The 14,378-nt window shown below is 71.2% G+C and carries 12 protein-coding genes and 2 pseudogenes; 3 read left to right on the plus strand and 11 right to left on the minus strand.

Annotation, left to right across the window (positions count from 1 at the left end):
* Nucleotides 1-33 precede the first annotated feature (33 nt).
* The 11 genes and pseudogenes from hpnE to BFF78_RS06475 form a co-directional block, all read right to left on the minus strand.
* Nucleotides 34-1,466, minus strand: a pseudogene (gene hpnE, locus BFF78_RS06430) (hydroxysqualene dehydroxylase HpnE).
* On the minus strand, nt 1,463-1,705 hold the full coding sequence (locus BFF78_RS50045; RefSeq protein WP_418346623.1) for a DUF6380 family protein: 243 nt from the start codon (nt 1,703-1,705) through the stop codon (nt 1,463-1,465). The pseudogene hpnE and the gene BFF78_RS50045 overlap by 4 nt, the downstream one beginning before the upstream one ends.
* Nucleotides 1,705-2,667, minus strand: coding sequence for a presqualene diphosphate synthase HpnD (gene hpnD / locus BFF78_RS06435; RefSeq protein ID WP_069777385.1), 963 nt, complete (start codon nt 2,665-2,667; stop codon nt 1,705-1,707). Before hpnD ends, BFF78_RS50045 begins: the two co-directional genes overlap by 1 nt.
* Nucleotides 2,664-3,559: pseudogene (gene hpnC, locus BFF78_RS06440) on the minus strand (squalene synthase HpnC). The gene hpnD and the pseudogene hpnC overlap by 4 nt, the downstream one beginning before the upstream one ends.
* Before the next feature lie 363 nt (nt 3,560-3,922).
* Nucleotides 3,923-4,702, minus strand: coding sequence for an ABC transporter ATP-binding protein (locus tag BFF78_RS06445; RefSeq protein ID WP_069777386.1), 780 nt, complete (start codon nt 4,700-4,702; stop codon nt 3,923-3,925).
* Complete coding sequence (locus tag BFF78_RS06450) at nt 4,695-5,624, minus strand: ABC transporter permease (protein ID WP_069777387.1); 930 nt, start codon at nt 5,622-5,624, stop codon at nt 4,695-4,697. The genes BFF78_RS06445 and BFF78_RS06450 overlap by 8 nt, the downstream gene beginning before the upstream one ends.
* 60 nt (nt 5,625-5,684) lie before the next feature.
* Entirely contained in the window at nt 5,685-6,557 is an 873-nt protein-coding gene (locus tag BFF78_RS06455) for a glycosyltransferase family 2 protein (protein ID WP_069777388.1), read from the minus strand.
* 5 nt (nt 6,558-6,562) lie between these two features.
* Nucleotides 6,563-7,342 (minus strand): CDP-alcohol phosphatidyltransferase family protein, encoded by a 780-nt coding sequence (locus tag BFF78_RS06460; RefSeq protein ID WP_079161168.1) that lies wholly within the window; start codon nt 7,340-7,342, stop codon nt 6,563-6,565.
* Nucleotides 7,320-8,381 carry an iron-containing alcohol dehydrogenase family protein gene (locus tag BFF78_RS06465; RefSeq protein ID WP_069777390.1) on the minus strand — a complete coding sequence of 354 codons (1,062 nt, stop codon included), beginning with the start codon at nt 8,379-8,381 and terminating at the stop codon, nt 7,320-7,322. The genes BFF78_RS06460 and BFF78_RS06465 overlap by 23 nt, the downstream gene beginning before the upstream one ends.
* Complete coding sequence (locus BFF78_RS06470; protein ID WP_069777391.1) at nt 8,369-9,121, minus strand: phosphocholine cytidylyltransferase family protein; 753 nt, start codon at nt 9,119-9,121, stop codon at nt 8,369-8,371. Before BFF78_RS06470 ends, BFF78_RS06465 begins: the two co-directional genes overlap by 13 nt.
* Nucleotides 9,118-10,911 (minus strand): DUF5941 domain-containing protein, encoded by a 1,794-nt coding sequence (locus BFF78_RS06475; protein ID WP_069777392.1) that lies wholly within the window; start codon nt 10,909-10,911, stop codon nt 9,118-9,120. The genes BFF78_RS06470 and BFF78_RS06475 overlap by 4 nt, the downstream gene beginning before the upstream one ends.
* A 379-nt stretch (nt 10,912-11,290) precedes the next feature.
* Here BFF78_RS06475 and galE point away from each other — a divergent pair, with 379 nt between their 5' ends.
* From galE to idi, 3 genes are all read left to right on the plus strand, one after another.
* Nucleotides 11,291-12,262 (plus strand): UDP-glucose 4-epimerase GalE, encoded by a 972-nt coding sequence (galE, locus tag BFF78_RS06480; protein WP_069777393.1) that lies wholly within the window; start codon nt 11,291-11,293, stop codon nt 12,260-12,262.
* A gap of 332 nt (nt 12,263-12,594) precedes the next feature.
* The gene (locus BFF78_RS06485; protein ID WP_069777394.1) at nt 12,595-13,536 is read left to right on the plus strand and encodes a cation diffusion facilitator family transporter; all 942 of its coding nucleotides are present in this window, start codon (nt 12,595-12,597) and stop codon (nt 13,534-13,536) included.
* A 178-nt stretch (nt 13,537-13,714) separates the two neighbouring features.
* Nucleotides 13,715-14,308: an isopentenyl-diphosphate Delta-isomerase gene (gene idi / locus BFF78_RS06490; protein WP_069777395.1), complete on the plus strand. Its 594-nt coding sequence runs from the start codon at nt 13,715-13,717 to the stop codon at nt 14,306-14,308.
* Nucleotides 14,309-14,378: the final 70 nt, after the last annotated feature.

The raw sequence follows: 14,378 nt of genomic DNA on the forward strand, positions 1-14,378 counted from the left end.
TGCGGGGGCCTGCCGCGGGCTCCTGATCGAGCATCAGGCCGCCTCCTCGAACTCGAAGAGATGGCGGGGGCGGGGCCGGCCCAGGGCACTGAGGGCGGCGTCGGCCGCGCTCACTCCACTGCGGACCGCACTCTCCATGGTCGCGGGCCACCCGGTGGCGGTCCACGCTCCGGCCAGGTACAGGCCGGGGGCTTTGGTGCGGGCGCCGGGCCGCAGCCGCCCGACGCCGGGGTGGGGGCGAACGTGGCCGTGCGCTCCCGGGTCACGAAGAAGTCCTTCACCACCGCGCCACGCGTACCCGGCATCAGCCGCTCCAACTCGGGCAGATAGCGCTCGCGCAAGTCGGTGACCGGCAGGTCGATCTCGTCCTGTGCGGCCGACTGGGACAGTGCCAGGTACTGGCCCTCGCCGAGCCCGGAGGCGTCGGTGCGGTCGAAGACCCACTGCACGGGGGTGCCGAGGGCCGCGAAGAAGGGGCGCGCGAGCACCTTGCGGTCATAGACCACATGGACGTTGAGGATCGGCGCGGTGCCGATCGCGAGGAGCTGCTCGGGCGCCTCGAGGGCGCCGGGCGGCAGCAGGCCGTGGGCCTCGCGCTGGGGTACGGCGAGGACGACGGCGTCGGTTTCGAGGCGCTCGCCGGGAACCTGAACGCTCCAGGTCCCGTTTTCGTTGGTGGAGACGGAGGTGACGCGTGTACGGACCTCGGTACGGACACCCGCGGAGTCGAGCGCCTTGCGGGCCAGCCGGTCGTGCAGTTCGCCCAGCGGGACGCGGGCCCAGCCGATGTCGGCCGCGCCCGGGTCGGACAGCAGACCGGTCTTGAACACCATCGCGGCGAGCCCCAGCGAGGCGTCGCCCGCGACCGCGTTGAGGGTGGCGACCCCGACCAGGTCCCACAGGGCCTCGACGGCGCGCGCCGACTGGCCGTGCGCGGCCAGCCAGCTGCCGAAGTCCTGCGTGTCCAGGGCCGGATCGGCGAGGTCGAGCCCCTTCAGCGCGAGCGCGGCCCGCCCGACCGCGGCGCGCTCGGCGAGCGAGAGGTGCGGATAGGCGGCCAGGCTGCGCCCCAGATGGAGGGGGACGGGCAGCGGGTCGCGCCGCAGCCTGCCGAGCCGTCTGCCCTCGGGTTTGGCGACGTCGACGACGGGCACGTCCAGGCGGTCCTGCAGCGGTGCCAGCGCCGCGGCCTCGATGCGGTCGAGGAACCAGCGGTAGGCGGTGCAGCAGCGCAGGTACACGTGCTGGCCGTTGTCGACGGTCAGGTCGCCGCGCTGGAAGGAGAAGGCGAGGCCGCCCAGCCTGGGCCTGCCTTCGAGCAGGGTGACACGGACGCCCGCGTCGGCGAGTGCGAGCGCCGCGGTGATCCCGGCGAGCCCGCCGCCGACCACGACGGCGCTGCGGCCTGCCGCGCCCTCGTCTCCCGCGGTGCCGTGCGTCTGTGCGAGGCGTGAGCCGTCGCTCATCCTGCGTCCTTCCGTGCATGCGCTCCGCGGGCAGGGCGGTGATGGGCCGCCGGGCGTCCGCGGGTCCGTCGTGGCTGGTCGTGCCCACGCGGCGGTAGCCGCATGTCAGATACAGCCTCGCGCCCCTTCGAGGTGCGAGCGTGCAGGTTGAACGGTGCACGGTCAGCCGTCGCAGACTGGGACGCCACGCCGGAGTGAAGGGTTGCCTCGCGCACGACCCCTGGTTCGGTGAGGTCCATCAGGCGCGCCTCCTGACGGACCGCGGGGAGACATGGCGGGTCACGTGCCGGGTGTCCAGGCCGGACAGGCCACGCACGGCGACGTAGGCCTTCTCTCGTCCGGGCAGCGAGACCCGGCCGCGCAGCACGGCCTCCGGGTCGCGCTCGATGCGGTCCAGCAGCCGGCGGTAGATACCGGCCATGGCGGCCACGCAGGCGCCGCTGCGCCGGTCGAGCATGGGGAGCAGCCGGTAGCCCTCGGCGAAAAGGGCGCGGGCCCGTCGCACTTCGAAGTGCACGAGACCCGCGAAGTCGGAGCCCTCCGGCGGTGTCGGCCCGTCGAACCCGGCCGAGCAGCCGAATTTGGCGAGGTCGTCGGCGGGCAGATAGGTACGGCCGCCGGCCGCGTCCTCGCGGACGTCTCTGAGGATGTTGGTCAGCTGCAGGGCGAGGCCGAGCGTGTCGGCGTACTCGGACGCGCGCTCGGCGCCGCGCGCCCCCGGTTCGGTGCCGAACACGCCGAGCGAGAGGCGGCCGATGGCACCGGCGACACACCGGCAGTAGGCCTTCAGGTCGTCCCAGGTCTCGTAGGTCTCGCCGCGTACGTCCATCTGGACGCCGTCGATCAGCTCGTCCAGGCCGCCGAGCGGGATCGGGAAAGCGCGTGCAGCGTGGGCGAGGGCGACCGCGACCGGGTCGGTGTCGTCGTCCTCGACCTCGCCCTCCCGGACCCGGGCGAGCAGCGCCCTGGTCTCCTCGAGCCGCTTCAGCTTGACCTGGTCGGCCAGGTCACCGTCGCCGATGTCGTCCACGCGCCGGGAGAACGCGTACAGCGCCGACATGGCGCGGCGCTTGGGCGTGGGCAGCAGCCGGATGCCATAGGCGAAGTTGCGGGCCTGCTGCCCGGTGACGGTCTCGCAGTAGCTGTAGGCGGCGAGTACCGGTGCGGACACGTGCGACGGAGAATCCACGGTCCGGATCACCCCTCTCCTCGCAGGATCACGCCCGCCTCACGCAGCAACTGGACCTTGCCGGGTCGGGGCGGGCCGGGAAGTACGTCGTATTCGGCGGCGGCGATCGCCCGGATCGCCGCCCTTCCCCCGCCACGAACCCCGCGAGCAGCAGCTTCAACCTGCCGTGGACGCTACCCACCAGGGGGGCGCCTTCATTCAGCAGATCGCGGGCGCGTTGTGCTTCGTATGCAACCAGGGAGCGCACCGATGCGCTCGCGGTTTTCGCGGCGAGATCCGTTTCCTGGACGTGAAAGCGCTTCATATCCACGGCCGGGAGGTAGATCCGGTCACGACCGAGGTCCTCGGTGACGTCCTGGAGGTGTTCCACGATCTGCAGCGCGGTGCAGATCGCGTCGGACAGCCGGATCCGCTCGGGGGTCGAGGTGCCGGTGACAGCGAGGACGAGGCGGCCGACGGGGTTGGCGGACAGTTCGCAGTAGGCCAGGAGGTCGTCGTAGGTCTCGTACCGGGTGATGAGCTGGTCCTGACGGTTGGCCGCGATCAGACCGAGGAAGGGTTCGGGGGTGAGGCGGTGGCGGCGGACGGTGGGCTGCAGCCGCCGCAGCAGCGGATGGCCCGGGGTACCGCCGAAGACCCGGCGCAGGTCGGCCTCGAAGGCGTCGAGGAGGAGCAGGCGGTCCTCGGCCTCGGTGGCCGACACGCCGAGCAGCCGGGCGTCGGTTCCGCCGGGGGCGAGGTCGCCGTCGCCGATGTCGTCGACCAGGCGGGCGAAGCCGTAGACGGCCATGAGGTCGGCGCGCCAGGACCTGGGCAGGAAGAAGGGGGCCACGGGAAAGTTCTCGCTCGTGGCCTTGCCGAGGGTGGTGCGCTCCGGATCCGGGGCCGTCTCGGTGACCGTCATCGGGCGCTGCCCGGGGCTGTGACGGCACATGCTGCGTTGAGCTGGGGAGTTTCCGTAGCCATTGCCGTCACATCTCCCGTTCTACACTGCCGACCCAATACACACTATTTCGGACACGCCGCCCGGCAATGCGCGGGGTTGCCCTGGCGCGGGGTGTCGCGCGTTATCGCCCCACTTGCCGCTTTCCGGCACTGGTACAGCTTACGTTGTACAACGCAGCAAGGTCCGTCGGGGTGTCCTGCACATCACAACAACACACCGATTGGTTCCAAGATTCCTACCGCCAGCCGGAGTTGACGGTTCCTTTACGGACCCGGGGCGACCCCGCCGGACGCTTTCCGGCGGAGCCCCGGACGACAGGGGTCACTTGCCCGTGAACTTCTCGTACTCCTTCAAGACCTCTTCGGTCGGTCCGTCCATGCGCAGCTCTCCGCGCTCCAGCCACAGGACGCGGTTGCAGGTGTCGCGGATGGACTTGTTGTTGTGACTGACGAGAAACACCGTGCCCGCCTCCTTGCGCAGTTCCCGGATGCGTTCCTCGGAGCGCTTCTGGAACTTGCGGTCACCGGTGGCGAGCGCCTCGTCGATCATGAGGACGTCGTGGTCCTTGGCGGCGGCGATGGAGAACCGCAGCCGGGCCGCCATACCGGAGGAGTAGGTGCGCATCGGCAGCGTGATGAAGTCGCCCTTCTCGTTGATGCCCGAGAAATCGACGATGTCCTGATAGCGCTCCTTGATCTGCTCCCGGGACATGCCCATGGCGAGACCGCCCAGGATGACGTTGCGCTCGCCGGTGAGGTCGTTCATCAGGGCCGCGTTGACGCCCAGCAGGGACGGCTGGCCGTCGGTGTAGACCTTGCCCTTCTCGGCGGGCAGCAGGCCGGCGATGGCCCGCAGCAGCGTGGACTTGCCGGAGCCGTTGGAGCCGATCAGGCCGATGGCCTCACCCCGGTAGGCGACGAAGGACACCCCGCGCACGGCGTGCACCTTGCGCACGCCCCGGTCGCCGCCGCGCTTCAGGATCCGGCTGAGGGCGGCCGTGGCGCTGCCCTTGCCGGTCTTGGCGCCGTTGACGCGGTAGACGATGTGCAGGTCGTCGGCGATGACCGTGGGGCGGCGCTCCCCGGTGTTCTGCTCAGCCACGGCCGTACCTCTCCTCAGCCTTCCAGAAGTACACGAAACCGCCGGCGAAGACGGCCACGGCCCAGAAGAGCGCGATGGCCCACACGTGCGGCGGCAGGTTCGAGGCGCCGTAGCCGTCGATCAGCGCGTAGCGCATCAGGTCCATGTAGATCGCGGCCGGGTTGACCTGGAGCAGCCGGACGGCGATCTCGGAGCGGCCTTCCATGATCTTGTGGATGGAGAACATGACGCCGGAGGTGTACATCCACGTGCGCAGGATGAACGGCATCAGCTGGGCGAGGTCCGGCGTCTTGGCACCCATGCGGGCCACGATCAGCGCGAGCCCGGTGTTGAACAGGAACTGCAGCAGCAGGACCGGCACGATCAGCAGCCAGGCGAGGCTCGGGTAGCTGCCGAAGCCGATCGCCACGACGAACATCACGATCATCGAGAAGAGCAGTTGCTGGAGCTGCTGCAGCGAGAAGGAGATGGGCAGCGAGGCGCGCGGGAAGTGCAGGGCGCGCACCAGGCCCAGATTGCCGGAGATCGCGCGGACACCCGACATCACCGAGCTCTGCGTGAAGGTGAACACGAACACGCCCGTGACCAGGAACGGGATGTACACGTCCTGGGACAGGCCGCGGCTCGCGTGCAGGATCACGCCGAAGATGAAGTAGTACACGCCCGCGTTGAGCAGCGGTGTCGCCACCTGCCACAGCTGGCCGAGCTTGGCCTGGCTGTACTGCGCCGTCAGCTTCGCCTGGGAGAAGGCGAGGACGAAGTGGCGCCGCCCCCACAACTGGCGGACGTACTCGGGCAGTGAGGGACGGGCGCCGCTCACGGCGAGTCCGTACTTGGCGGCGAGCTGTGCCGCCGTCAGTCCCTCGTCGGGCGACGGTATTGCGCTCACCGCGACACCGCTGTCATGCGTTGTGTGACTCACGAGTGGAATTCCGGAACTCTCTGGGTAAGAAGCTGGCTCTCTTCGGGTAAGAGAAGCTTCTCAGATCACCGGAGGCCGGCCCAGCCGGGTCAGCCGCCACACCGTGCGCCAGCGCATGGGACGACGCGGCCCGCACGGCGTGGTCCAGCCCTCCCGGAATCCGCCGAACCACGCCCGCAGGGCCGGACGCGAGGGACGGCGCAGCAGCGTGAGCAGCATCCAGACCCCGAGGTAGACGGGGACCAGGAGCGCGGGCAGGTTGCGGCGGGCCAGCCACACGCGGTTGCGGGCGACCATGCGGTGGTAGACCGCGTGCCGCGAGGGAGCCGTGGTCGGGTGGTACAGCACCATGTCCGACCGGTAGTCGATCATCCAGCCGGCGTCGAGGGCCCGCCAGGCCAGGTCGGTCTCCTCATGGGCGTAGAAGAACTCGTCCGGCAGGCCGCCGACCTCGGCGAAGACCCGGGTGCGGACGGCGTTGGCGCCGCCGAGGAAGGTGGTGACCCGGGAGGAGCGCATGGGGTCGGAGGCGCGCAGCCGGGGCACATGGCGGCGCTGGGTCTCGCCGGTCTCCGGGTCGGCGATGCGGAAGCTGACGATGCCGAGCTTGGGATCGGCCTCGAACGCCTCACGGCACAGCTGGGCGGTGTCGTGGCGGGCGAGCAGGCCGTCGTCGTCGAGGAAGAGCAGTATGTCGGCATCGCGGCCGCTGGGCCCGAAGGCCTCTATGCCGACGTTGCGGCCGCCGGGGATGCCCAGGTTCTCGGGCAGCTCTATGGTCCGTACGCCTTCGGGGACGTCGGGGACGGGCGAGCCGTTGCCGACGACCACCACCTCGATGGGGCCGCCGTCCTGCTTGGCGACCGAGTCGAGCAGGGCCCGCAGTTCCTCGGGCCGGTTGCCCATGGTGATGATGACGGCGCCGACCTTCACGGCACTCACTTCAGCCTGCTGGAGGCGAGGATGGACACCAGGTGCAGCACGGTCTGCAGCAGGGCGATGCCGGCGAGGACGGCCGTACCGAGCCGGGTGAAGAACAGATCACCGCGGATCTGGTCGGCGATCGCGAGGACGACGATCAGCAGCGAGGCCTCGATGCCGAGGATCAGGCGGTGGAACTTCAGCGCCGAGGCGGCCCGGCGGGCCAGCGCCATGCCGGAGGAACGCGGCTCGGAGGCGGCCTCCTGGACCGGCGGCTGGCCGGTCTGGTGCCGGGCGACGCCCACCAGGTCGGTCTCGGCCTTGATCAGGATGGCGCCCAGCGCGGCCAGGGTGCCCAGGAACGCCCACAGCCAGTCGATGCGGCCGCTGCCCCACAGGTCGGCGGCGCGCAGGCCGAGGCCGACCAGCACGGCCGCGTCGGTCAGGTAGGCGCCGACGCGGTCGAGGTAGACCCCGCCGAGCGAGTACTGCTTCTTCCAGCGGGCGATCTCGCCGTCGACGCAGTCGAGCAGCAGATACAGCTGCGTGGCGACCACGCCGAGCACGGCGCCCGCGATCCCCGGCACCAGCAGGGCCGGGGCCGCGAGCACACCGCAGACGGTCATCAGGTACGTGAGCTGGTTCGGCGTGACCCTGGTGTTGACCAGGTAGCGGTCGACGCGCAGGGACACCTCGCGCATGTAGAGGCGTCCCGCCCAGTGCTCACCGCTGCGCCGGTCCTTCACCCCCGCGGGGTGGACGACCGGACGGAGTTCAGCTACCGATGGCCTTGACATAGTCGGCGTAGATGTCCTTGATCTGGTTCGGCTTGAGGTCGAGGTGTTCGAGGATCGTGTAGCGGCCGGGGCGGGTCTCCGGGGCGAACTCCACCGCGCGGACGAACTCGTCCACGGTGAAGCCGATCTCCTCCGGCAGCACCGGAAGCCCGTGCCGGCGCAGCACCTCGGCCGTGTGGACCGACTCCTCATGGGCACCGCGCAGATACATCGCGAAGGCCGCGCCGAGCCCGCACTGTTCGCCGTGGGCGGCCGCCCGCTTGGGGAACAGCAGGTCGAAGGCGTGGTTGATCTCGTGGCAGGAGCCGGAGGACGGCCGGGAGTCACCGGAGATCGACATCGAGATGCCGCTGAGGACCAGCGCCTCGGCGAGCACCTGGAGGAACTCGTTGTCGCCGATGCCACCGGGGTGGCGCAGCACCGCCTCGCCCGCCTGGCGGGCCATGGCCGCGGCGAGACCGTCGATCTTCTCGCCGTTGACCCGGTTGGACAGCTCCCAGTCCGCGACCGCGTTGATGTTGGAGATCGCGTCGCCGATGCCGGCCCGGACGAAGCGGGCCGGTGCCTCACGGATGACGTCCAGGTCGATGACGACCGCGATCGGGTTCGGCACGCCGTAGGAGCCGCGGCCCGCGTCGTTGTCGAGGGTCGCGACCGGCGAGCACAGGCCGTCGTGCGCGAGGTTCGTGGGTACGGCGACCAGGGGCAGGCCGATGCGCGCCGCGGCGAACTTGGCACAGTCGATGATCTTGCCGCCACCGAGCCCGACCACGGCGTCGTAGTGGCCGGACTTCATCTCGCCGGCCAGGCGGATGGCGTCGTCGAGGGTGCCGCCGCCCACCTCGTACCAGGAGGCACCCGGCAGCGAGGGGGCGATGCGTTCGCGCAGCTTGGCGCCGGAGCCGCCGCTGACGGCGATGGCGAGCCGGCCGGACTGCGCGACGCGCTCGTCGGCGAGGACGCCCGCCAGGTCGTCCAGGGCACCCGGGCGGATGTCCACGACGACCGGCGAGGGAATGAGCCGGGTCAGTAGCGGCACGCGATCTCCCGTCCCTTGGCGAGGTCGTCGTGGTTGTCGATCTCGACCCACTGGACGTCGCCGATCGGCGCCACGTCGATCCGGAAGCCGCGGTTGACCAGCTCCTGGTAGCCGTGCTCGTAGAACTGCTGCGGGTCGGTCTCCCAGACCGTCTTCAGCGCGTCCGCCAGCTCGGGGGCGGCGTCGCCCTCGATCAGGGTGACGCCGATGTACTCGCCGGTCGCCTCGGCGGGGTCCATCAGCTTGGTGATCTTCGTCATGCCCTTCGCGGGGTCGACGACGACCTTCATCTCCTCGTCGGCCAGGCTCTTCACCGTGTCCAGGGCGAGGATGATCTTCTTGCCCTCGCCGCGCGCGGCGAGCAGCGTCTTCTCGACGGAGACCGGGTGCACGGTGTCGCCGTTGGCGAGGATCACACCGTCCTTGAGGGCGTCACGACCGCACCACAGGGAGTAGGCGTTGTTCCACTCCTCGGCCTTGTCGTTGTCGATGAGGGTGAGCTTCAGGCCGTACTTCTGCTCCAGGGCCGCCTTGCGCTCGTAGACGGCCTCCTTGCGGTAGCCGACGATGATCGCGACCTCCGTCAGGCCGACCTCGGCGAAGTTGGCGAGGGTGAGGTCCAGGACCGTCGGTTCGCCCTCGATGCCCGCGGGCCCCACCGGCACCAGAGCCTTGGGCAGGGTGTCGGTATAGGGGCGCAGACGCCGTCCGGCGCCGGCCGCCAGCACGAGGCCGATCATGCGGTTTCTCCTTCGTCGTGTACGGCGGGCGCCCCTGCGGACACCCAGAAGCGGATGCTCTCGAAGAGCACCAAGAGGGCGACGGCCACGGCGAGAACCGTGAGCGCGACCGTGAACTGCGAGGCGGCGAGCACCGCGGCGAGGACGGTGACGAGCAGTGTCCGCCCTTCGTGCCCCCCGACGGCGCGCACCAGCCACGCCGGGGGTGCTCCGGCGTTGCCGCGGATGCGGTACACCGTGTCGTAGTGATGGTAGGCGACGGCGGCCACCAGGCCGAAAGCCGCAGGAAGAGCACCGTTTACCCCGGCTTTACCGGCAAGGGCGAGCACGGTTCCGTACTCGGCCGCCCGGAAGAAGGACGGGACCAGCCAGTCGAGGGCGCCCTCGAGGGGGCGGGCGGTGGCGAGGGCCGAGGTGAGGGCGTAGACCAGGGCGCCGATCACCGGCAGCACCGAGCCGGATCCGGTGAGGGCCGAGCAGGCGACGACCGCGGCGCCGCCGAGCAGGGCGACCGCGGGGACGGCGAGACCGCGCAGGCCGCGCCCCGCGACCCGCTCGAGGGCGTCCGCCAGTGGTCCGCGGTCGGCGAGGCCCGCCAGTGCCCGTGCGGCGCGGTCGGTGCGGCGGGCTTTGCGGGTCAGGGACCGCAGCGCCCGGCCCGCCGTGGTGTAGGCCGCCGCGACGGCGCAGCCGCTCAGCAGGACGTAGAAAGTGATCCGCGGGGTCGTCGCCGCCGTCAGGATCGCTATCAGCGCCCAGCGCTCGCCGATCGGCAGAACGACCATCCGGCGCACCCACACCGTCCAGCCGACGCCGTCCAGCTTGCCGGAGAGGGCGGCGGTGGGGCTGGTGTCGGCGGTGGCGTCGTGGCTGGCCTCGGTGAAGGAGAAGTCGACCACATGCCGGCAGGTCTGCAGGACCATCACGCCGAGGGCGAGGGCCCACACGTCGTCGCCGCCGCGGGCCGCTCCGAGGGCGAGGCCCGCGTAGTAGGCGTACTCCTTGGCCCGGTCGAAGGTGGCGTCCAGCCAGGCGCCGAGCGTGGAGTACTTCAGGGCGTAGCGGGCGAGCTGGCCGTCGGTGCAGTCCAGGACGAACGAGGCGATCAGCAGCACACCGGCCGCGATGAAGCCGCCGCGGGTGCCGGTCGCCGCGCAGCCCGCCGCGATCAGCGCGGTGAGCAGCGAGGCCGTGGTGACCTGGTTCGGGGTCAGTCCGTGGCGGGCACACCAGCGGGCGATGTAGCGCGAGTACGGGCTGATGAAGAAGGTGGTGAAGAATCCGTCGCGGGACTTCACGGCCGACGTCAGGCGTACGGCCTCGTCGTCCACGGCGGCGACGGCCTGGCGTGCCTCGTTGCGGGCCTGCGGGTCGGCGGGGACGGCGGCGACCAGGCTGCCGAGCTGCGGCCGGTGCACCTCGCAGCCGTCGGCGTCGAGGGCGGTGACGATGCGGTCGGCCAGGCTGTCCACGGCGAGTGCGACACCGCCGCCGGCTGAGGTCTCGCGGACCACGGCCCGGGTCAGCGCCTGCCGGGCGGCCGGCTGGGCGGTGACGGCGCCGGGGACGGCGGAGAGCGGGAAGCGCGGGTCGGTCAGGCCGAGGCGCAGCGCGTGCACATGACCCACGAAGCGGGCGTCGACCAGGGCCACGCGGTCACCGGCGGCGGCGAGCAGGGTCTCGGCCTCGGCGGAGCCCACTGCCACCCGGACGTCGAAGCCGAGCGACCGCAGATCGTCCCCGAGGGACGATCCGGGGACCGGCTGACCGGTGACGATGGCGGTCGGCAACCGAACTCACTCCCTGGGTGCCGGCGCGCGGCACCGGTCTCTTACGTGATGGGGCGCCCTGCCTGCGGCACCCGGGCGGCATGTCGGCAGAGGCTATCCGATGGGCGGGAACCCTTGTTCACCGGCCGTTCACGGCCCGGCCCACGGGGGCTGCCCCGGCCTTCGCCGCGATCATCATCGGGGATCCGGGGCCCGACCCACAAACCGGTCGGCGCAGACCCGGGCAACCGGGACAGCGCGTCGGTCACCGGCTCGTCGTGCGATGTCGTGTGCCGGGTACGGGTCACGTGCGGCTGGTCGCGCCCACGCGGCAAAAGCCGCATGTCGAGACAGTCCCGCACCCCTCGGGCGCGGTCGGCACCGCATAGGGTGGGCGACCATGACGTGGCTGATCACCGGCGGTGCCGGATACATCGGGGCGCATGTGGCACGGGCCATGGCCGGCGCCGGGGAGAGCGTCGTGGCGCTGGACGACCTGTCGGCGGCGGTGCCCGAGCGGCTCCCGGCGGACGTCCCGCTCGTCCGGGGCTCGACGCTGGACGGCGCGCGGCTGGAGCGGGTCTTCAAGGAGTACGGCGTCACCGGCGTCGTCCACCTCGCGGCACGCAAGCAGGTCGCCGAGTCGGTGGCCGAGCCCACCCGGTACTACCGGGAGAACGTGGGCGGCCTCGCCACGCTGCTGGACGCGGTCGCCGGGGCCGGGATCCGGCGGCTGCTGTTCTCCTCGTCGGCGGCGGTGTACGGCAACCCGGACGTGGACCTGATCACCGAGGACACCCCGTGCGCCCCGGTGAACCCCTACGGCGAGACCAAGCTGGCCGGTGAGTGGCTGGTGCGGGCGGCCGGGCGGGCGTACGGCATCTCCACGGTGTGCCTGCGCTATTTCAACGTGGCGGGCGCGGCGGCGCCGGAGCTGGCGGACACGGGCGTGTTCAACATCGTGCCGATGGTCTTCGACCGGCTCACCCGTGACGAGGCCCCGCGGATCTTCGGCGCCGACTATCCGACCCCGGACGGCACCTGTGTCCGGGACTACATCCACGTGGCCGACCTCGCCGAGGCCCACCTCGCGGCGGCCCACCGGCTCGCCGACGCTTCTCCGGCCGGCGATCTGACGCTGAACATCGGGCGGGGCGAGGGCGTCTCGGTACGCGAGCTGATCACGACCATCGGCGAGGTCACCGGCGACCGCCGGGAGCCCGTGGTGGAGGGGCGCAGGCCGGGAGACGCGCCACGCGCGGTCGCCTCCGCCGACCGGGCCGCCGAACAACTGGGCTGGCGGGCCCGCCGGGGCGTGCACGAGATGGTGGAGTCGGCCTGGGAGGGCTGGCAGCTGCACCACGGCCAGTAGACCGGCCGGGGCGAGCCCCGCCCACCTCCAGCACGAGGCGCACGGTCGCGGGCGTGTGCTCGCGCCGCCGACGGCTGACGAGGTCGGCGGGGCGAGCACAAGATGGGGGAACAAGCCCAGCAGGGCTGGCGAAGCTCGCAACCGCCCCACGGCCGGTGAACCGGCCAGCGACCCTGCCCCACCCGTCCGCCCCGTCACCCCACCCGCCCTGACCTGCGGAACGTTTCCGCAGGTCAGGGCACATGACAACGGTGTTCAGTGCCGCGTTGCCCCATACCCCCCACCCGTAGTTCACTGGGCCGTGCAGGACAGAACACGGAAGGACGGTTGTCATGGGGGCAGGGCACGACCACGGACACGCGCACAGCCACGCGCCGCCCACGGGTACGGCCGCGGCCGCGTACCGGGGCCGGCTGCGGATCGCGCTGGGCATCACGCTCACGATCATGATCGTGGAGATCGTCGGCGGCCTGGTCGCGGACTCGCTGGCGCTGATCGCGGACGCGGCGCACATGGCGACCGACGCGGTGGGCCTCGGCATGGCCCTGCTCGCGATCCACTTCGCGAACCGCCCGGCGGGCGCGAATCGCACCTTCGGCTACGCGCGCGCCGAGATCCTCGCCGCCCTGGCCAACTGTGTGCTGCTGCTCGGGGTCGGCGGATACGTCCTGTACGAGGCCGTCCAGCGGTTCGTGACGCCCGCGGAGACCCGCGGCGGCCTGATGATCGTGTTCGGTCTGATCGGCCTGGTCGCGAACTCGGTCTCGCTGACCCTGCTGATGCGCGGCCAGAAGGAGAGCCTGAACGTGCGCGCCGCCTTCCTGGAGGTCGCCGCGGACGCACTGGGCTCGCTCGCGGTACTGATCGCGGCCGCGGTGATCCTGGCCACCGGATGGCAGGCCGCCGACCCGGTCGCCTCGCTGGTCATCGGGCTGATGATCGTGCCGAGGACGCTGAAGCTGCTGCGCGAGACGCTGGACGTGCTGCTGGAGGCGGCCCCGAAGAACGTCGACATGGCCGAGGTGCGGGCGCACATCCTGGCGCTGGACGGCGTGGAGGACGTACACGATCTGCACGCCTGGACGATCACCTCCGGGATGCCGGTGCTGTCGGCGCATGTGGTGGTCAGTTCGGAGGCGCTCAGCGCCATCGGCCACGAGAAGCTGCTGCACGAGCTGCAGGGCTGCCTCGGCGATCACTTCGACGTGGAGCACTGCACCTTCCAGCTGGAGCCGGGCGGCCACGCGGAGCACGAAGCGCGGCTGTGCCACTGACAGCACGCACACATGTTCGACACCCGCCCTGTGCGGTTCTGTGATCCCCTGACCGGGCACGATGATCTACCGGGTCCGGCTTCCGGCGCCGCGCCGCGCGCGGACGTGCCGGGAAGTGCCGGGAGTGCCGGATTCGTACGGCAGACTTGGGGTGCGAAGACCGAGGCGAAGGATGGGTATGCCGATCACACCTGCCACCGCGACACACAGCTCGTCGAATGGCACTGCGGAGGCGATTTTGCTGGAACTGGTCGACGAGAAGGGCATGACGATCGGTACGGCCGAGAAGCTCGCCGCCCACCAGCCGCCAGGACAGCTGCACCGCGCGTTCTCGGTGTTCCTCTTCGACGAGCAGGGCAGGCTGCTGCTCCAGCAGCGGGCGCTCGGCAAGTACCACTCCCCCGGTGTGTGGTCCAACACCTGCTGCGGCCACCCGTACCCGGGCGAGGCGCCGTTCGCCGCCGCGGCCCGGCGCACGTTCGAGGAGCTGGGCGTGTCCCCGTCGCTGCTGGCGGAGGCCGGCACGGTTCGCTACAACCACCCGGACCCGGCCTCGGGCCTGGTCGAGCAGGAGTACAACCACCTGTTCGTCGGCCTGGTGCAGGCGCCGCTCGCACCGGACGCGCAGGAGGTCGCCCAGACCGCCTTCGTGACAGCCGCCGAGCTTGCCGAGCGCCACACCCGCGACCCGTTCTCGGCCTGGTTCATGACCGTCCTGGACGCGGCCCGTCCGGCGATCAGAGAGCTGACGGGCCAGTCCGCGGGCTGGTGAGCGGCTCCACGACACACCGCACGGGCCTGCGGCGCCCCATCCGCGTCGCGGGCCTGTGGTTCTACGACAG

Source organism: Streptomyces fodineus (genome assembly GCF_001735805.1).
Lineage (GTDB): Bacteria > Actinomycetota > Actinomycetes > Streptomycetales > Streptomycetaceae > Streptomyces > Streptomyces fodineus.